Annotated in this window: 14 protein-coding genes; all 14 read right to left on the bottom strand. The window is 61.1% G+C overall.

Annotated elements, in window-relative coordinates; translation table 11 throughout:
* Nucleotides 1-214: 214 nt before the first annotated feature.
* The 14 genes from HBO11_RS26670 to dksA all read right to left on the bottom strand — a co-directional run bounded on the left by HBO11_RS26670 (nt 215) and on the right by dksA (nt 20001).
* Nucleotides 215-3148 (bottom strand): DUF748 domain-containing protein, encoded by a 2934-nt coding sequence (locus tag HBO11_RS26670; RefSeq protein WP_169955076.1) that lies wholly within the window; start codon nt 3146-3148, stop codon nt 215-217.
* A 107-nt stretch (nt 3149-3255) separates the two neighbouring features.
* Complete coding sequence (locus HBO11_RS26675; protein ID WP_169955075.1) at nt 3256-4272, bottom strand: class I SAM-dependent methyltransferase; 1017 nt, start codon at nt 4270-4272, stop codon at nt 3256-3258.
* Nucleotides 4273-4398: 126 nt separating this feature from the next.
* Nucleotides 4399-5268: an oxygenase MpaB family protein gene (locus HBO11_RS26680; RefSeq protein ID WP_169955074.1), complete on the bottom strand. Its 870-nt coding sequence runs from the start codon at nt 5266-5268 to the stop codon at nt 4399-4401.
* A 15-nt stretch (nt 5269-5283) separates the two neighbouring features.
* The gene (acs, locus tag HBO11_RS26685) at nt 5284-7221 is read right to left on the bottom strand and encodes an acetate--CoA ligase (protein ID WP_169955073.1); all 1938 of its coding nucleotides are present in this window, start codon (nt 7219-7221) and stop codon (nt 5284-5286) included.
* A 122-nt stretch (nt 7222-7343) separates the two neighbouring features.
* A complete protein-coding gene (gene pgi / locus HBO11_RS26690; protein ID WP_169955072.1) occupies nt 7344-9008 on the bottom strand; it encodes a glucose-6-phosphate isomerase in 1665 nt (554 codons plus the stop codon).
* A 354-nt stretch (nt 9009-9362) separates the two neighbouring features.
* Entirely contained in the window at nt 9363-10217 is an 855-nt protein-coding gene (gene panC, locus HBO11_RS26695; RefSeq protein ID WP_169955071.1) for a pantoate--beta-alanine ligase, read from the bottom strand.
* Complete coding sequence (gene panB / locus HBO11_RS26700; RefSeq protein WP_169955070.1) at nt 10214-11014, bottom strand: 3-methyl-2-oxobutanoate hydroxymethyltransferase; 801 nt, start codon at nt 11012-11014, stop codon at nt 10214-10216. Before panB ends, panC begins: the two co-directional genes overlap by 4 nt.
* A 350-nt stretch (nt 11015-11364) precedes the next feature.
* Nucleotides 11365-11853: a 2-amino-4-hydroxy-6-hydroxymethyldihydropteridine diphosphokinase gene (folK, locus tag HBO11_RS26705; RefSeq protein WP_169955069.1), complete on the bottom strand. Its 489-nt coding sequence runs from the start codon at nt 11851-11853 to the stop codon at nt 11365-11367.
* A gap of 5 nt (nt 11854-11858) precedes the next feature.
* A complete protein-coding gene (locus tag HBO11_RS26710) occupies nt 11859-13256 on the bottom strand; it encodes a polynucleotide adenylyltransferase PcnB (RefSeq protein ID WP_169955068.1) in 1398 nt (465 codons plus the stop codon).
* A gap of 711 nt (nt 13257-13967) precedes the next feature.
* Nucleotides 13968-15395, bottom strand: coding sequence for a sigma-54 dependent transcriptional regulator (locus HBO11_RS26715; protein ID WP_169955067.1), 1428 nt, complete (start codon nt 15393-15395; stop codon nt 13968-13970).
* A 22-nt stretch (nt 15396-15417) separates the two neighbouring features.
* Nucleotides 15418-18372, bottom strand: coding sequence for a sensor histidine kinase (locus tag HBO11_RS26720; RefSeq protein WP_169955066.1), 2955 nt, complete (start codon nt 18370-18372; stop codon nt 15418-15420).
* Nucleotides 18356-18532, bottom strand: a complete 177-nt coding sequence (locus HBO11_RS26725) for a hypothetical protein (RefSeq protein WP_003176118.1) — start codon at nt 18530-18532, stop codon at nt 18356-18358. Before HBO11_RS26725 ends, HBO11_RS26720 begins: the two co-directional genes overlap by 17 nt.
* Nucleotides 18533-18594: 62 nt before the next feature.
* Complete coding sequence (gluQRS, locus tag HBO11_RS26730; RefSeq protein ID WP_169955065.1) at nt 18595-19482, bottom strand: tRNA glutamyl-Q(34) synthetase GluQRS; 888 nt, start codon at nt 19480-19482, stop codon at nt 18595-18597.
* An 84-nt stretch (nt 19483-19566) separates the two neighbouring features.
* Nucleotides 19567-20001: an RNA polymerase-binding protein DksA gene (gene dksA / locus HBO11_RS26735; protein WP_029298940.1), complete on the bottom strand. Its 435-nt coding sequence runs from the start codon at nt 19999-20001 to the stop codon at nt 19567-19569.
* Between the last annotated feature and the right edge of the window lie 37 nt (nt 20002-20038).

The following is a 20038-nucleotide window of genomic DNA, read 5'->3' on the forward strand; positions in this document are numbered from 1 at the left end:
CGACCGACCACAGGGATGTGGTCACTACGGGCCCCGGCACTTGTGTCGGGGCCCGTTTTATTGTGGCGGGGAATACATATTTGCCGATTTTGGAGATCAAATGTGGGAGCTGGCTTGCCTGCGATGACGGCGTATCAGTAGTAAGCAGGCTGGCTGACCCACCGCCATCGCAGGCAAGCCAGCCCCCACACTTTGCACTTATGGTGCCCGGTAGTTACTCGGCATCCAGGTGCATTGGCGTAACAACCCGGCCATCTTTCTCTGCCTGCCCAAGGTTGGCATCAATGAAGTACACCCGGTCATCTTCCAGCTGGCCCTTGTCGACCAGATAGTCTTTGATCGTGCTGGCGCGGTCCTGGCCCAGTTGGCGTAGCAGCACGTCACTGGCGCTCCAGAACTTGATCACGCCGTCACGCAGCTTCGACGAGCGCTCATCGCTACCCAGGTTTTTCCACTCGGCCGGTGGCTGTTGCTTCAAGCGAGTGCGGTAGATGCCTTCGAGCAGCGGGGCTTTTTCCTTTTCCGGTACTTCGAGCAACGACGCCTGGGCCGGGACTTTATCGCCACGGCGCTGGAGTATCTTGTAGTAGTTGTACTGATACTCGCGCTCAAGCCGCTCGGCAGCCAAGAACGGGCCGTCGCTGCTGGCTGCCGCGGTGCCTTCGATCTCCAGGCGCAGGGCAGGGCGCTCCTTGAGGGCCTTGGCGAGGCTGTCTAGGGCCGACTCGGCGTCCTTGTTCAGGGCGCTGGAGCCTGCGGCGAACGACACATTGCCCAGGTCTTGCGAACCGCCACCCGTCACCAGCCCGCCAATGAACTTGAACGGCGCCGTCGCCGCGCGTACCACCAGGTTGCGCAGGGTTTGCCAGACAATCGGCATCACGCTGAATTGCGGGTTGTTCAAGTCGCCGGTCACCGGCAATTCGATGGAAATCTTGCCGTCGGTGTCCTTGAGCAGGGCAATCGCCAGGCGAATCGGCAGGTCCACCGCGTCCGCACTGTCGACTTTCTCGCCCAGTTGCAGTTGCTCCACCACTACCTTGTTCTCGGCCTTCAGCTGGCCTTTGGTGATCACGTAGTGCAGGTCCAGGTTGAGCCGGCCCTTGCGGATACGGAACCCGGCAAACTTGCCCGAGTAAGGTGTCAGGGTGGTCAGTTCGACGCGTTTGAAGCTGGTGGCGATATCCAGTGCGGCCATCGGGTCAAACGGGTTCACGCTGCCCTTGATGGTTACCGGCGCATAGCGATCGACCTTGCCCTTGATATCGACGCTGGCCGGCTTGGCCTGGCGGCTGTCGATGGTGCCGATCTGGCCATTGAGTTGCTGGATCGCCGTGGCGAAGTTCGGTGTCAGGCTGAAGTCGGCAAAGTTGGCCGAGCCATCATTGATCGCGATCTGGCCGATACGGATGCCCAGGGGCTTCTCGTTGCTCGCGCTGGACTTGGCCGTCGATTTGGCACCGCTGTCGGCCGGCTGTGGGATCAGCAGGTCATCGACGTTGGTGGTGCGGTCATCGTTGATCATAAAACGCGCATAGGGTTGCAGCAGGTTGATCTTGTCGATCGACAGGCTATTGCCGTGCTGGTAGTTCAAGCCCTCGACCACCAGGCGCTGCCACTTGAGGAAGTCACGGGTCTTGAGAGTATCGAGGGTGTGCAGTTGGTCCACTTGCGCGCGGCCGGTGATCTGCAGCGCAAGGGGCTCGGTACTCTTGAGGTTCACGTCCAGGTTGCTGCCGAGCATGCCGCTACGCAGTTCCAGGCGGATAAAGGGGCTGATATAGGACTGGGCAACCCGCAGGTCGATATCCTTGGTGTCGACCTTCAGCTTGGCGCTGACCGGGTTCAGGTTGACCTGGCCGCTCGCCTGGATCTTGCCCTGCTTGCCCAGGCCACTGTCGATCTTCAGCGTGAAGGGGCTTTGATTGAGGCTGTCGAAATCTTGTACATCGACATTCAGCGGGCCCAGCTCCAGTGCTACCGCAGGTTTTACCTGGCGATCAGCCAGATGCACCTGGTAGTTGCGCAGTTGCACATCCTTGAGCAGCACTTGCCAAGGCTTGCTCGGTGCTGTCGGTTCGGGTTTTGGCGAGTCGGCCGTGGCGGGAGCGCTTGCTGGCTCAGGCTGGGTGGCCGGCTTGCTCGGCTGGCTGGCGAACAGTTTCTGCCAGTCCAGTTGGCCGTCGGCTTCGCGGGCGGCCCAGGTTTCGAGCTTGTTACTGCGGATCTTGCCCACGATCACTTGCTGCTTGGCCAGGTCGATCGAGGTTTCGCTGACATCCAGGCGCTCCAGGCGCGCCAGTGGCCGGCCATCCGGGGCCTTGATCGCAAAGGGCGCGATGCTCGCGGAGACGTTGGTCAGGTTCAGTTCGGTTTCTTTGGCCAGGTTCAGCTTGTAGTCGGTGCTGAAGTTGAGGATGCCGTCTTCCAGGACCAGGGGCACGGCGTCCCGTACATAGGGCCACCAGACTTTCATCTTGCCATCCGTGACCTTGAGCTTACCCTCGGAGGCGATCGGCACCAGGCTGAAATTACCGGTCCAGTCGATCTGCCCGCCCTCGGGGCCGGCGGCGACCAGGGTCATGTCGGCGTTGTCTTCGGGCAGGGTGCTGAGGTTTTTCAGTTCGAAGTCGAGTTTGTCGTAGAGAAACTCGATAGGTTCGCTGGGGCGCACGTCTTCGAAGTGCACGTAGCCACCCGCCAGCTTGATGCGCTCGATACGCAGCGGGAACGGTTTGCTCTCGGGGTCATCGGGCGTCGGTTCGCTAGGCGGCAACTTGAACAGTTGCGCCAGGTTGAGCGTACCGGCTTTGTCGAAGAGGATTTCGGTCTTCGGCTTGTCCAACTGCACATCGGCCAAGTGCAGGGCGCGAGTCCAGAGGCTGTCGATCTGCAGGTTGGCGTAGAGGCGATCAAAGCCCACCTGTTCCTTGCCCGGCTCACCGATTTTCAGGCCCCAGAGGGTTAGCTCCAGGCTGAACGGGTTGAGTTCGATACGCTCGATACGGGCCGGCACGGTGGCGTAGTTGGCCAACTGTTGGTTGGCCACGCGAAGCGCAATACCGGGCAAAATCAAAAAGCCCAGCAAGCTGTAGAGTGCAAGGGCGGTCAGCAAGGCGCCTGCGGCGCGAATCAATCCTTTGGGCATGGGTGACGCCATCTATGTCGATCAAGAGTGCCTTGGAGTATGGCACGGGTTTACGGTTCCGAAGAACCGAGCCTTTATTACGCCAGTCCAGGCCTTTCAGGGCAATCCTACAGCTGCAGGATCAGGGTCTTCAGAGGAGGCTGCTGGTCTTGTGAGGGAAAGTCAGCGCCGGGCGTCATCACTTTCCAGTCGAGTACCGGCCTGCCGGCCTTTTCAGCGCAACGCAAGACCTGCTCGCGCCAATCATCCATGCTGACTTTTGCCAGGTTGTTGCAGCAGATCAGCACGCCATTGTCTGCGGTGGCCAGCAGTGCGGGCTTGAGCAGGCTTTGGTAGTCGCGCAGCAGGTCCACGGTGCCAAAGGCGCTCTTGGCCCACGCCGGTGGGTCGAGCAGCACCAGGTCATATTGCCGTTGCTCCAGGCGTGGGTAGCTTGGCAGTTTTTGCCCGCGACGCTGGGTGATCGGCAGCCCGGCCAACTGGCGGATTGCCGGGAAGTAATCGGACTGTACAAACGTCATGGCTGGCAGTTGCGGGTTCAACTCGCCGTTTTCGCGACCGACCGCCAGGTTGCCCTCGGCAAAGTCCAGGTTGCACACCTCGCGGGCCCCACCGGCCGCTGCGCTGAGGCCGACGCCGCAGGTGTAGGCAAATAGGTTCAACACGCTTTTGCCGGCACTGTGCGCCTTGACCCAGCCGCGGGTGTTGCGCAGGTCCAGGAACAGCAGCGGATCCTGCCCGGAGTGGCGACCGCGCACGCGATAGTTCAGGCCCCATTCATGGCCGACCAGATCTTCCAGGGCTGCGGGTTCGGCGCGGTACACCGTGTCTTCGCGGTCGATACGCGAGTTGCCTCGGGAGCGGTCGTTATAGACCAGCAGCAGTTCCAGCCCCAGGTACTGGTTGATCATCAGGTGCAACTGCAGCAGCGCATCGCTATCTAGCGATTGGTGAAAGCTCTGCACCATCAATTGCGGGCCGTAGCGGTCGATGGTCAAGCCACCGGCACCTTCCTGGCTGCCATGGAACAACCGATAGCAATCGGTGCCTTGGGCATGCAGCTCGGCGAGCAGGTCTTGGCGGTGATCGAGGGCGGCGCGCAGCGCCTGATTCAGGGACGACATGGAGCGCGCCTTGCTGGGGAATTGAAGCGCGCAAGTTTAACAGCTCCTGTGGGCGCCGGCTTGCCAGCGATGGCGGTGGAGCAGGAATCGCTATCGCTGGCAAGCCAGCTCCCACAGGGTGTGTCGTTACAGCAGGCCCATCCGCCTGTGGGCGCGTTGCACCGAGCCATTGCGCATCGCCCAGCGTAGCAGCGGCGCGCTACGCCTGACCCCGGCGCGGATCAACTGGCGTTGCAGCGGGCTTTGCTGCTGCCCCAGCATGTCACCCGCCCAGTCCGGCAGCAGGTCGATGCCGGCTTGCATCATCAGCGCCCCGAACGGCTTGGCCAACGCGCTGGGAGCCGGGGCATCGAGCAACAGGCGCAGTACTTCGCGGCTGCGTTCGTCACACAACAGTTGTGGGCGAATACGTTGCAGATAATCAGATATTTCCTGCCTTGAACGCGGCACATGCCGAGCCCCCAGTTGTTCGGCGACCAGGGCTATCTCGCTGTAGTAGCGGTCCTGGTCCCGAAGTGATAACCCCGGGTTTTTGTAGCGCAGGTGCGCCGCCAGAAAGCTGCTGACTTCGGCGACGTGGACCCAGGTCAGCAATTGCGGATCACTGGCGGCATAGGGACGCCCATCCGGCGCGTGCCCGACCACCTGCAGGTGGATGGTGCGCACTTTTTCGATCAGCCACTCGGCATCGCGGCGCGAGCCAAAGGTGGTGCCGGAAATAAACTGCGACGTACGGCGCAAGCGCCCGAGCATGTCCTGGCGAAAGTTGGAATGGTCCCACACGCCGGCTAGCGCCAAGGGGTGTAGCGCTTGCAGCATCAAGGCGCTGATGCCGCCGATCAGCATGCTGCTGAAGTCACCATGGACCTTCCAACTCACCGAGTCCGGCCCGAACAGCCCCGGATCGCCCTTGGGGCTTTCCAGGTCCAGGTTGCCCAGGGACAGGCCCGTGAGGCTCATCAACTGGGATTCGATACGGTTGCGCAGAAATTCCATGTGGCTTGAGGGTTCCTATCGGTTCAGGCGCTTGTCGATCAAGCCGTCGACCACGCTCGGATCGGCCAGGGTCGAGGTATCGCCCAGGCTGTCGAGCTCGTTGCAGGCGATCTTGCGCAGGATACGCCGCATGATCTTGCCTGAGCGGGTTTTGGGCAAGGCTGGCGCCCATTGGATCAGCTCGGGCTTGGCGAAACTCCCGATTTCCTTGCTGACCAGGTCCAGCAGGTGTTTTTTCAGTTCGTCGCTGGGCTCGACGCCATTCATCGGCGTGACAAACGCATAGATGCCCTGGCCCTTGAGGTCATGGGGATAGCCGACGACGGCGGCTTCGGCCACTTTGTCGTGCAGCACCAGCGCGCTTTCCACCTCGGCGGTGCCGATGCGATGGCCGGAGACGTTGATCACGTCATCGATGCGCCCGGTGATCCAGTAGTCGCCATCCTCATCGCGCCGCGCGCCGTCGCCGGTAAAGTAGTAGCCGGGGTAAGGCTTGAAATAGGTGTCGATCATCCGCTGCGGGTCGCCATACACACTGCGGATCTGCCCCGGCCAGCTGGCTTTGATCGCCAGGACGCCACTGCCGGCGCCGCTGATTTCCTTGCCCTGTTCGTCGAGCAATACCGGCTGCACCCCAAACATCGGCTGAGTCGCGCAGCCAGGCTTGATGCGCTGGGCGCTGACCAGCGGGCTGAGCATGATGGAGCCGGTCTCGGTCTGCCACCACGTATCGACAATCGGGCAGCGCTGCTCGCCGACGGCATTGAAATACCATTCCCAGGCTTCCGGGTTGATCGGCTCGCCGACACTGCCGAGCAATCTCAGGCTGGCCCTGGACGTGTTCTCCAGTGGGCCATGGCCCTCACGCATCAAGGCCCGCAGGGCGGTGGGCGCGGTGTAGAAAATATTCACCTGATGTTTGTCGATCACTTGCCAGAAGCGCGAGCTGTCCGGGTAACTCGGCACGCCCTCGAACATCAGGGAGGTGGCACCGTTGGCCAGTGGCCCGTACACGATATAGCTATGGCCCGTGACCCAGCCGACGTCGGCAGTGCACCAGAACACTTCGCCCTCGCGGTAGTCGAGCACGTACTTGAAGGTCATTGCCGCTTGCAGCAGATAGCCACCGGTGGTGTGCAGCACGCCCTTGGGCTTGCCGGTACTGCCGGAGGTATAAAGAATAAACAGCGGGTCTTCGGCGCCCATCGGCTCGGGCGGGCATTCGCCGCTGGCCGCGTCCACCGCCTGTTGATACTTGAGGTCGCGCCCCTCGGTCCAGGCCACAGCGGCGCCGGTACGCGCTACCACCAGCACCGTCGTGACATTCGGACAACTGGCCAGGGCCTTGTCGACATTCTGTTTCAGCGCCACCGGCTTACCGCCGCGTACACCTTCGTCGGCAGTGATCACCGTGCGGCAGTCGGCATCCAGAATGCGATCGCGTAGGGCATCCGGTGAGAACCCGCCAAACACCACCGAGTGCACCGCGCCAATTCGCGTGCAGGCCAGCATTGCGTAGGCGGCCTGCGGAATCATCGGCATGTAGATACACACCCGGTCGCCTTTCTTCACGCCACGGCTTTTCAGCACATTGGCCAGGCGGCTGACGTTTTGATGAAGTTGGCGGTAGGTGATTTTGGACGATTTTGCAGGATCGTCGCCTTCCCAGATAAAGGCCGGCTGGTCGGCGCGCTGCGCCAGGTGCCGGTCAATGCAGTTGTAGCTGACGTTCAACTGGCCGCCGGCAAACCACTGTGCGGCGCCGGTGTGGATATCGCAGTGTTGGACGGTTTGCCAGGGCGTGATCCAGTCGAGCAGCGCCTTGGCCTGTTCGGCCCAGAAAATATCGGGGTGTTCGATGGACTGCCGATAGAGGCGCTGGTAGTCCTCTTGACTGAGTTGCGCAGCCCGGCGCACGGCATCGGCATGGGGAAACTGGCTGATATCGAACATTAGGGATCCCTCTTCTTGTTATAGATACAAGAGTTCAAGGCTGGTCCCTGTGGGGGCTGGCAAGCCAGCTCCCACAGGGGGCGCTTGTGCAGGTTCAATCCCTGATTGTAGTGCCGATCACATCAACCGCGGTGACGACCACGGAAGTAGTTGATCAAGCCCTGGGTCGAGGCATCGTCGGCCAAGGTTTCCTCGGCGCCTGTCAGGCGGTTGTAGACGCCCTTGCCCAGTTCCTTGCCCAGCTCCACGCCCCATTGGTCAAAGGCGTTGATGCCCCAGATAACGCTCTGCACGAACACCTTGTGTTCATACATTGCCACCAGTGCGCCCAGGCGACGCGGGCTGATCCGCTCGACCACCAGGGTGTTGCTCGGGCGGTTGCCCGGGATCACTTTGTGCGGGGCCAGTTTCTGCACTTCGTCTTCGGCCATGCCTTTGTCACGCAGCTCGGCTTCGGCTTCGCTGCGGGTCTTGCCGAGCATCAAAGCCTGGCTCTGGGACAGGCAGTTGGCATACAGCCACTGGTGATGGTCGGAGACCGGGTTGAAGCTGACGATCGGCACAATGAAGTCGGCCGGGATCAACTGGGTGCCCTGGTGCAGCAACTGGTGGTACGCGTGCTGGCCGTTGCAACCCACGCCGCCCCAGATAACCGGGCCGGTATCGGTGGAAACCGGCGTGCCGTCCTGGCGTACGCTCTTGCCGTTGGATTCCATGTCCAACTGTTGCAAGTGCTTGGTGATGTTACGCAGGTAGTGGTCGTACGGCAGGATCGCGTGGCTCTGTGCGCCCCAGAAGTTGCCGTACCACACACCCAGCAGGCCCAGCAGCACCGGCATGTTTGCCTCGAACGGCGCGGTCTGGAAGTGCTGGTCCATGGTGTAGGCACCCGACAGCAGTTCCTTGAAGTTGGACATGCCAATGGCCAGGGCGATCGGCAAGCCGATGGCCGACCACAGCGAGTAACGGCCGCCGACCCAGTCCCACATCGGGAAGATGTTCTCTTCACGGATACCGAAGGCCACGGCTGCCGCGTTGTTGCTCGACACGGCGATGAAGTGGCGATACAGCTCGGCTTCGGAGCCACCCTGGGCCAGGTACCAGGCGCGGGCGGCCTGGGCGTTTTTCAGGGTTTCCAGGGTGTTGAAGGACTTCGACGAGACAATAAACAGCGTGGTCTCGGCGCGCAGCTTCTGGGTCAGTTCGTGGAACTCACTGCCGTCGATATTCGCCAGGTAGTGGCAGCGCACGCCTTTATGGGCGTAGGACAACAGTGCTTCAGAGACCAGCTCCGGGCCGAGGAACGAACCACCGATGCCGATGTTGACCACGTCAGTGATCGGCTTCTCGGTGTAGCCGCGCCACAGGCCGTCGTGGATGCGGCCTACCAGGTCGGTGATCTGGTTCAGCACCTTGTGCACGTCGGGCATGATATTGGTGCCGTTGACCGACAGCTTGTCGCCCACCGGACGGCGCAATGCGGTATGCAGCGCCGGGCGCCCTTCCGAAGAGTTGACCGGCTCGCCGTCGAACAGCGCCTTGATTGCGCCCTTGAGGTCGACTTCGTTGGCCAGGCCCACCAGCAGGTCGCGGGTTTCAGACGTAATCAGGTTTTTCGAGTAGTCGAGGAACAGTCCGCAGCTGCTCAAGGTGAACTGGCCAAAGCGCTGGGGATCGGCATTGAACGCTTCGCGCATGCTGAAATCCTGCATGGCTTGGCGGTGTTGATTGAGCGCTTGCCAGGCGGGCAGAGCGGTAACGTCATGAGGAGTGCGGTAATACGCCATCGCTGCGGGTTTCCTTTTTATTACTGGGACTACTTTTGGGACACTTGAATGTCCGGAACGTCCGACTTTTATCAAGCAGGCACTGAGAAACGGCGGGTTCCGGTCGAATGCGTCAACGCCAACACTAGCGTCGGGCGATTACATTAAACCTAGCGTGTCGATATGTCTTGGCTTTGTCTGCGCACAGGCCGGTACTTTTTTATACCGGGGCCTGGGAGGCGCTACAAACCGAATGTGGGAGCGGGCTTGCCCGCGATGGTGGTGGGTCAGCGACAAATACATCGACTGACAGTCCGCCATCGCGGCGATGCGGCGACCCGACAAGCCCGCCCCCACATGAGGAGATTGCCAGGCTTAAACGCTGAGGTTGAGGTGCAGGTTGTCGATTAACCGGGTCGCGCCCAGGTACGCGGCGACCAGGATCACCACATCACGATCCTCGGCGGTTGCCGGGCGCAGATGCTGGCCCTGGCGAACTTCCAGGTAATCCATGCGCAGGCCGGCGGCCTCGATGTGTTGGACCTGCTCGGCACGCAGCTTGGCGAAGTCGCGGTCGCCATTCTCAATGGCAGTGGCGATATGACTAAGGCTGCGGAACAGTACCGGGGCGATGGCGCGCTGTTCTTCCGTCAGGTAACCGTTGCGCGAGGACAGCGCCAGGCCGTCCTCGGCGCGCACGGTGGGTTCGCCAATGATCTGGATCGGCATGTTCAGGTCGCGCACCATGGCGCGGATCACCGCCAGTTGCTGGTAGTCCTTTTGCCCGAACACCGCCAGGTCAGGCTGGACCATGTTGAACAACTTGCTCACCACCGTCGCCACACCCTCGAAGTGCCCCGGACGGCTGGCGCCGCACAGGCCTTCAGACAGTTGTGGCACGCTGACCCGGGTCTGCACGGTCATGCCGCCTGGGTACATTTCGTCGACCGTGGGTGCGAACAGCAGGTTGCAGCCCGCCACCAGCAGCTTTTCCTGGTCGGCGGCGAGGGTGCGCGGGTACTTGTCCAGGTCTTCGCCGGCGCCAAACTGCAGCGGGTTGACGAAAATGCTCGCCACCACGAAGTCGGCTTGCTCGGCGGCGCGGGTCACCAACGTGGCGTGGCCCGCATGCAGGTTGCCCATGGTTGGCACGAAGCCGATGCGCTTACCGGCGCTGCGCGCGTGAGTGACCGCGGCCCGCAGTTCGCGCAGGGTTTTTACGGTGTTCATGCAGAGAATCCGTGTTCGGTGCCTGGGAAGGTGACGGCTTTGACTTCGGCGACATAGGCACCCAGCGCGGCGTGGATGCTGTCCTGGCCCGCCATGAAGTTCTTCACGAACTTAGGTGCGCGGCCGGTGAGGTTCAGGCCGAGCATATCGTGCAACACCAGGACCTGGCCGTCGGTAGCGCTGCCGGCGCCAATACCGATGACCGGGATTTTCACCGCCTGGGTGATTTCTGCGGCCAGTTCGCTTGGCACGCATTCGAGCAGGATCATTGCCGCGCCGGCCTGCTCAAGGGCGATGGCATCGGCGCGCATCTGCCGCGCCTGGGCTTCATTGCGACCCTGGACCTTGTAGCCACCGAGGATATTCACCGACTGCGGTGTCAGGCCCATGTGCGCACACACCGGCACGCCGCGTTCGGCCAGCAGGCGGATCGACTCGGCGAGCCATACGGCACCTTCCACCTTGATCATATGTGCCCCGGCCTGCATCAGCTTGCCGGCATTCTGGAAGGTCTGCTCAAGCGTTGCGTACGCCATGAACGGCAGGTCGGCGATGATGAACGCGCCCTCGTTGCCGCGCTTGACGCTGGCGGTGTGGTAGGCGAGTTCATCGGTGGTGACGGGGAGGGTGCTGTCATTCCCTTGAAGAACCATGCCCAGGGAGTCGCCCACCAGTAACACCTCGACGCCGGCCTGGCAGCAGGCCTGGGCGAAGGTGGCGTCATAGCAGGTCAGCATGGCGATTTTTTCACCCTTGAGTTTGAGGCTCTGCAAGGTGGTCAGGGTAATGTCTGGCATGAAAAGAGTCCTCGTTCAGGCGCTTGGAAACAGCGAGTAACGCGCGTGAGTCTTCGTTTATACAGGCGCACTTTCTTCAGAGCAGTGCTTATAAGGCCTGGATTGCGCCCTTCAGCGCCGGGTTGGCGGCAGCGGGACGCCTATAGTCGTGAGGAGGACTCTGGAAGTCAATTGGATGTGTTACCGCATTGTTACGAGGTAGGTGTTACCGCTGTTACTGATGCGATTCAGCAGGCTGTAATGCTTTTTGGCTGGCGCTGAGGATCAATGTAGGAGCTGGCTTGCCTGCGATGGCATCACCGCGGAGTGTCAGGCAGACTGCGGTGATGCCATCGCAGGCAAGCCAGCTCCTACAGGGATTGAGGCAGGCGTTCCAGGCCGACGAACGGGCATCCGGCGAGCAGATCACTGAGTAGACGGCCGTCAGGCAGTTGCAAAGTGGCAGGTGCCAGTTCGGTAAGTGGATACAGCACAAACGCTCTCAGATGCATTTGATAGTGCGGCACCTTGAGGCGCGGCTCATCAATCAGGCGATCGCCAAACAGCAGGATATCCAGGTCCAGCGTGCGAGGGCCCCAGCGTTCAAGGCGTTCGCGGCCCTGGTCGTTCTCGATGGCTTGCAGCGCATCCAGCAGCTCCAGTGGCGTGAGGGTGCTGTCCAGCTCCGCCACCGCGTTGGTGTAGCGCGGCTGGCCAGGAAGCAGGGAATCACTTTGATAGAAGGCAGAAACACCGACGAAGGTGGTGTTTGGCAACTGCGTCAACGCCTCGATGGCGTTGCGCAATTGCTGCTGCGGGGCTGCGAGGTTGCTGCCCATGCCGATGTAGATCCGTTCCACCGTGCTTATTCGCCCGAGGTATCGGCGGCACTGCGCTTGCGTTTGCTGCCACTGCTGCGGCGGCGCTTTTTCGGCCCCTCGCCCGTGGTTTCGCCTTTGCTGCTCAGTTCACGAATCATCTCGCGACGTTCGCTGTCATTGGCGTCCTGATAGTCGGTCCACCATTCGCCCAGGCCATCGGTCTGTTCGCCGGCGCTTTCGCGCAGCAGCAGGAAGTCGTAGCCAGCACGGAAGCGCGGGTTGTCCAGCAGCAGGTCGGCGCGTTTGCCACTGCGACGTGGCAGGCGTTCCTGCATGTCCCAGATCTCGCGGATCGGCATGGTGAAGCGCTTGGGGATCGCGATGCGCTGGCACTGTTCGGCGATCAATTCGTGCGCAGCTTCCTGCATTGCCGGAATCGGCGGCATGCCACGGTTCTGCAGGCGCAGTACCCGGGCGGGCAGCGCCGGCCAGAGCAGGGCGGCAAACAGGAACGCCGGGGTCACCGGTTTGTTCTGTTTGATCCGCAGGTCGGTGTTGATCAACGCTTCACTGATCAGCGTGTGGGTGTACGTCGGGTTGTGCTCCAGTGCATCGGCGCTGGCCGGGAACAGTGGGTCGAACAACTGCAGGTCCACCAGCATTTCGAACGTGTCGGCGGCATGCCCGGAAAGGAACAGCTTGAGCACTTCCTCGAACAGGCGCGCCGAGGGAATTTCCCGCAGCATCGGTGCCAGTTCGCGAATCGGCGCGGCTGTGTGTTTCTCAATGCCGAAGTTCAGCTTGGCGGCAAAACGCACGGCCCGCAGCATGCGCACCGGGTCTTCCTGATAGCGCTGCGTGGGGTCGCCGATCAGGCGAATCAGGTGATTGCGAATATCGTGCACGCCGTTGGCGTAATCGAGGATGCGCTCGCTGACTGGATCGTAATAGAGGGCATTGATAGTGAAGTCGCGGCGTTGCGCGTCTTCTTCCAGGGTGCCGTACACATTGTCCCGTAGGATGCGTCCGCTTTCGTTGCGGGAAGACTGGTTGCTGTCTTCCTCTTCATCGTTTTGCGGGTGGCCCGCGCGGAATGTCGCAACTTCGATGATTTCGCGACCAAAGTGGATATGCACCAATTTGAAGCGCCGGCCGATGATCCGCGCGTTGCGAAACTCGGCACGCACTTGTTCAGGCGTGGCGCTGGTGGCGACGTCGAAATCCTTGGGGGTGATGTTGAGCAACATGTCGCGCACGCAACCGCCGACCAGGTAGGCCTGGTAGCCGGCGTTCTGCAGGCGTTCGACGATGTTCACCGCATAACGGCTGAACTGGGCGCGCTGCAGCGAATGTTGATTGCTGTTGAGCACTTCAGGCGTGCTGCGAATGTGTTGCGTACGACGCAAGGGGGAACGGAATGACTGGAACAACTTCTTCAGCATGGGATGCACTGTTTGAAGGAATGTTCGGCCATAACGAAGAATGACCGCATGATGGGCCGGGATTCTAGCATTTAGTCAGGGGATGGTGTAGGAACTAGCTGCAAGCGTTGAGCCAGATGCTTAAAAAGCCGGCGTGGCGCTCAAATCGCAGAAACTACAAGGGGAGCCGAAGCTCCCCCAGAAAGTAGTTGCGTGCTCTATTTTTATTATTAATTTCGGGCTTCTTGTTTTTGTTGATCGCCCTCGCCATGAATTTTCACCTTCATGACACTCCCAATCGGGAGTCAAGAGCAAACGGATTGCTTTGGTCGCTGTGTTGCTATGATCAATGATCCAACCAGTTCAGGCTCTGCCTTAGGGCAGTTTTTGTTGTTCTCGGCCTGGTTGCGGGGCAAGCCCCAAATGCAACGCCTCTCCAAAAGAATCAGTTAGCTGCGCCTCCGCCGTGTTGTTTTTATTGTGCGTGAGTCGATTCGTCTTATTTTTATTGTGTGTGTACGGTGCTTTTTATTGTTCTTGTACTAAGCATATAGCAGGGTGCGTGCCAACTTTTGCGAGCCCCAGCAAAATCAGGGGTTTGACCGGTTCATGGGTGTTTGGCGGGCGAAAAAAAGCCGGGGCTTCGTTACCGTAAGCCCCGGCTTTTTGTTACGTGAATATCTGAGGTAACAGTTTTTTCACGTTTGGGGTGTTACCCAATGTGAGTTGATCTCAGCTTTCACTGGCAACCCCGGTCTTGCGCCGCGGAATGCCCAGGCGCTGGCGCCGCTCCCACAGGCACTTGCGGCTGACGCCCAGTTTGCGCGCCAGCTCGGTCTCGGTCATATGGTCCTGGTGCTCCAGGACGAAGTGCTGGAAGTAGTCCTCCAGGGACAAGTCTTCTGTGGGCTCGTGGCTGGTGTTATTGCCGCCCTGTTGTGGTGCCAGGCCAATGAAGTCGTCATCGTCCAGGTCGCTTAGTTCGATATCGATGCCCAGCAGCTCAGCGGAGATCTGCGGACTCTCCGAGAGAATCACTGCGCGTTCCACGGCGTTTTCCAGCTCGCGTACGTTACCTGGCCACGAATAGTGGCGGATGGCCTGTTCGGCGTCGGCCGCAAACGTCAGGTCGGTACGGTTGACCCGCGCGCTCTGGCGCAGCAGGAACGCATTGGCGATCTCGTTGACGTCGGCGCCGCGTTCACGCAGGGCCGGCAACTTGAGGGCAATCACGTGCAGGCGGTAATAGAGGTCTTCACGGAACTGGCCGATTTTCGCCAGGCTTTTCAGGTCACGGTGAGTCGCGGCGATCAGGCGCACGTCGACTTTTTGCGACTGTACCGAGCCAACCCGGCGAATCTCGCCTTCCTGCAGCACACGCAGCAGGCGGGCCTGGGCTTCCAGGGGCAGTTCACCGATTTCGTCGAGGAACAGCGTGCCGCCGTCCGCCGCTTCTACCAAGCCTGCGCGTCCGGCGCTGGCGCCGGTAAAGGCCCCTTTTTCGTGGCCGAACAGTTCGGATTCGATCAAGGATTCGGGGATCGCTGCACAGTTCACCGAGATCATCGGGGCCTTGGCGCGCTTGGACAGGTTGTGCAGGGCGCGGGCCACCAGTTCCTTGCCGGTACCGGACTCGCCCTGGATCAGGACATTGGAGTCAGTGGGCGCCACCTTGCGGATCTTGACGTACAGGTCCTGCATGGGTGGGCAGGAGCCGATGATGCCAATTTCGCCATTGCTGTTGTCGACGCCGGGTTTGTCGCTGGCGGCCTTGCCGGCCGGCCGTTCCGCCGGTGCGCTGCTGGCCGACTGGCGGTCACGCAGGATACGCGCCACCGCCTGCAGCATCTCGTCGTGGTCGAAAGGCTTGGCGATGTAGTCCACCGCGCCCATCTTCATCGAGTCGACGGCCGAGCGCAGGCTGGCATAGCTGGTCATGATCAGCACCGGCGTGCCCTGGCCCAGCTTGATCAGCTCGGTGCCCGGTGCGCCGGGCAGGCGCAGGTCACTGACGATCAGGTCGAATGTGGGAATGCTGAAACGCTCCTGGGCTTCCTGCACCGAGCCGGCTTCGCTGACCTGGTACTGATTACGTTCAAGCAGGCGACGCAAGGCAGAGCGGATAATGGTTTCGTCTTCGACGATCAAAATGTGCGGCATTGATTCAATTCTCTCGACGGTCTCAGTTCACAGCGGACGTCGCTTCGACATGACGCGGCAAGGTCACCCGAATACGGGTGCCGCGTTGGCTTTCGGTGTCAGCCGGGCTGTCGATGGTGATTTGTCCATAATGCTCTTCAACGATGGAATAGACCAGTGCAAGGCCCAGACCGGTACCTTCACCCGGATCCTTGGTGGTGAAGAAGGGTTCGAACAATCGGTCCATGATGTTCTGTGGAATACCGCTGCCTTCGTCTTCGACGATCAGGTCGACCGTGTGCTCGAAAGCCTCGCTCTTGACCCTTACCGCACTGCCGGCGGGGGTCGCGTCGCGGGCGTTGGACAGCAGGTTGATCAGCACCTGGGCCAGGCGTTGTGAGTCGCCCACCACCCAGTGTTCCGGATCGCACAAGTTATAGAACTGTACTTCGAAATTGCGCCGGTTCAAGGCCAGCAGCCCAATGGCATCCTGGGCGACTTCGGCCAGGCACACCGCTTCGTCATGATTCTGGTGGCCGCCGGCGTGGGCAAAGCTCATCAGCGATTGCACGATGCGTGAGACACGCTTGGTCTGCTCGAGGATCTGCCCGCTGATCTCGGTGATTTCGTCGTCTTCCTCGCGCTCCTCGCGCAGGTTCTGCGCCAGGCACGCGATACCGGTGATCGGATTGCCGATCTCGTGGGCCACGCCGGCCGCCAGGCGGCCGATACTGGCCAGGCGCTCGGAGTGCACCAGCTTGTCTTCGAGCATCTGGGTTTCGGTCAGGTCTTCGACCAGCAACACCAGGCCGCTGTTACCGGGGGCCAGGGGCTCGTCGATCGCCGCCTTGTGCAGGTTCAGCCAGCGGGTCTGGCCGTCGAGAGCCAGGTGCTGTTTGTGCAAGTGCTCGTCAGGTAGGTTGATAAACCCTTGCAACAATTCTTTCCACGGATCGGCGATGGTGGTCAGGCGCGAGCCCACCACGCGCTGGGCGGCGATGCCGGTCAGTTCCTCCATGGCCTTGTTCCACATCAGGATCTCCTGGTCCTTGGCCAGGGAGCACACGCCCATGGGCAGTTCCTGCAAGGTCTGGCGGTGGTAGCGGCGTAGGGCGTCGAGTTCGGCGGCAAGGCCGGTGAGGCGCGAGTGGTAGTCCTCCAGCCGGCTCTCGATAAAGTGGATGTCTTCGGTGACATAGTTCTCGCCGCCGGCCTTGTACGGCAGGAAGGTCTCGACCATGTCCTGGGATACGCTGGGGCCCATCAGCCCGGACAGGTTGGCCTCGATGCGGTCACGCAGGCGGCGCAGGGCGTAGGGACGGCGCTCGTCGAACGGCAGGTACAGATCGCGCAGCGCCTGCTCCACTTCCTTTTGCGCGGCCTTGGCACCCAGGGGCTTGGCCAGTTGCGTGGCAAACTCCTGGGGCGAGGCGGCATGCAGTTCGCGGCGTTGCGGACGGCGCACGTTATCCACCGCGCACGCCTCGGCGGCGCTGGTTTCTTCGGGGCTGGCGTTGGTGAACAGGGAAATCAGGGTGAACATCAGCACGTTGGCCGCCAGCGAGGCGATCGCTGCCATGTGCCAACTGGTGTCGTCGAGCACGTAGATCATGTTCAGCAGCGGGATATAAAAACCCTGCAGATTACCGACCAGCGGCAGCAGCATGGTCACCAGCCATACCAGGATCCCCGCCAGCAACCCGGCAATAAACCCACGCCGATTGGCAGTCGGCCAGTACAGCACCGACAAAACCCCCGGCAAGAACTGCAAGGTGGCGACGAAGGCCACAATGCCCAGGTTGGCCAGGTCTTGCTCGGCCGCCATCAACAGGTAGAAACCATAGCCGGCCATGATGATCGCCACGATCAGCGCCCGGCGTGTCCATTTCAGCCAGCGGTAGATATTGCCTTCGGCGGGCGGCTGGTACAGCGGCAGCACCAGGTGGTTGAGGGCCATGCCCGACAGCGCCAGGGTGGTGACAATGATCAAGCCGCTGGCCGCCGACAAACCGCCGACATAGGCCAGCAAGGCCAGGGATTTACTGTTGGCAGCGATGCCGATACCCAGGGTGAAGTATTCCGGGTTGGTGGTGGCCCCCAGTTTCAGGCCGGCCCAGAGGATCAGCGGCACTGCCAGGCTCATCAGCAACAGGAACAGCGGCAGGCCCCAGCTGGCGCTGACCAGCGAGCGCGGGTTGAGGTTTTCGGTAAAGGTCATGTGGTACATGTGCGGCATGACGATGGCGGAGGCAAAGAACACCAGCAACAGCGTGCGCCATGGGCCTTCTTGCAGCGGAGTGTGCAGGGCGGCGAGGGCGGTCTGGTTTTGCAGCAGCCACAGCTCCAGTTGTTGCGGACCGTCGAACACGCCGTACAGCGCATACAGGCCGACGCCACCGATGGCGATCAGCTTGATCACCGACTCGAAGGCAATCGCAAACACCAGGCCTTCGTGCTTTTCCCGGGTGGCGATATGCCGCGAGCCGAAAAAAATCGTGAACAAAGTGATCAGCGCACAAAAGCTCAGGGCCACCCGATGCTGTACCGGCTCATGGGTGAGAATGCCGATGGAATCGGCCACGGCCTGGATTTGCAGGGCCAGTAGCGGCAGCACGCCGATCAGCATGAAAATCGTGGTCAGCGCGCCGGCCCAGGTGCTGCGAAAGCGGAAGGCAAACAGGTCGGCCAGCGACGACAGTTGGTAGGTGCGGGTGATTTTCAGGATCGGGTACAGCAGCACCGGCGCCAGCAGGAAGGCCCCGGACACCCCGAGGTAGCTGGAAAGAAACCCATAACCGTATTGGTAGGCCAGGCCCACCGTGCCATAGAACGCCCAGGCGCTGGCATAGACGCCCAAGGATAAAGTGTAGGTCAACGGGTGGCGAATGATCGCCCGCGGGATCATCCCGCGCTCACTGATCCAGGCCACCCCGAACAGCGCGGCCAGGTAGGCGGCGCTGATCAGCAGCATCTGGGTCAGGCTAAAGCTCATCGGCATCTTTTTGGCTCTGCAGGATGAAGGTCACGACGATCAGGATCAGCCACAGCAGATAGGGGCGATACCAGGCGCCCGTGGCGTCGATCCACCAGTCCATGATGGCGGGAGAAAACAGGTAGATCCCGACGACCAGCAGCAGGACCAATCGATAGATGTACATGTTGGCCTCTGATTGAAAAACTGCGGCGATGTTAACGGATGGCTGGCTGGCTGCAAGCGCCTTCAGCGCAATTGCGCTTCGGCCAGGGTCAGTGTGCGCGGGATCCGGCTGGCATCCCAGTACTGGATGCCCCAATCGAGCAGTTCCCGTGGGCTGGCGTAGAGCAGTTCATCCCCCGGCATCTGGCCGAGGGCGCGCAGGGCCCTTAAGAGCAAAGGTGTGGCCTGGTCGGGCATCAGCGGTGGGGAGCGGTAGGATTTGCCCAGCTTGTTGCCGTCCGGCTGGATGATCAGCGGCACATGCAGATAGCGCGGCTGGCGCATGCCCAGCAGCTCTTGCAGGTACAGCTGGCGTGGCGTGGAGTCCAGCAGGTCGGCGCCGCGCACGATATCGGTGACACCTTGCCAGGCATCGTCGAGCACCACGGCCAGTTGGTAGGCATACAGGCCGTCGCGACGGCGGATGATGAAATCGCCGACATCGCGGCCCAGGTGTTGTCGGAACTCGCCCTGTACACGGTCAGTAAAATGGTATTCCAACTCGGGAACCCGTAGGCGAATGGCGGCATCCTGCTGGTCGTGGCCGGCGTTGCGGCAGAGGCCAGGGTAAATGCCGTTATACGGTTCCAGTTGCTTGCGTGAACAGGTGCAGGCGTAGGCCAGGCCGTGATTGAACATATCGTTCAGGACTTTGGCGTAGGCATCATGCCGCTCGCTTTGTCGGACCAGTTCGCCGTCCCATTCAAAACCATAGCTTTCCAGGGCATGCAGGATCGCCGCCTGGGCGCCCGGCTCTTCACGGGGTGGGTCGAGGTCTTCCATGCGCATCAGCCAGCGGCCTTGATTGGCGCGGGCGTCGAGATAGGAAGCGAGGGCTGCAACCAGGGAGCCGAAGTGCAAATGGCCGCTGGGCGTGGGGGCGAAACGCCCGATATAGGGAGAGGCTGTCATGGCCTGGATATTACTGGAAAACCGCCAAACTCCAGAAACAAAAATGGGGCGTTTGCACGCCCCATTCGTCCAGCCCGGCAGGGATTACTTGCCGACCTGTTTTTCCTTGATTTCGGCCAAGGTCTTGCAGTCTACGCACATGTCTGCAGTAGGACGGGCTTCCAGGCGACGAATACCAATCTCGACGCCGCAGGATTCGCACCAGCCATATTCTTCGTCTTCGATCAGTTGCAACGTCTTGTCGATTTTCTTGATCAGCTTGCGCTCGCGATCACGGGCGCGCAGTTCAAGGCTGAACTCTTCTTCCTGGCTGGCACGGTCGGCCGGGTCAGGGAAGTTGGCTGCTTCGTCCTTCATATGGTCAACGGTACGGTCGACCTCCTGCATCAAGTCCTGTTTCCATTTTTGCAGGATCTTGGTGAAGTGCTTGCGCATGGGCTCGCCCATGTACTCCTCACCCTTCGTCTCGATGTAGGGTTCGAAGCCGCTGATGCTCTGTTGCTTTGCTTGGGTGGACATGAATAGACCGCCTCTCACTCTTCTAATCCATTGCGCA

The sequence above is a fragment of the Pseudomonas sp. WS 5010 genome (assembly GCF_012985565.1).
Classification (GTDB): Bacteria; Pseudomonadota; Gammaproteobacteria; order Pseudomonadales; family Pseudomonadaceae; genus Aquipseudomonas.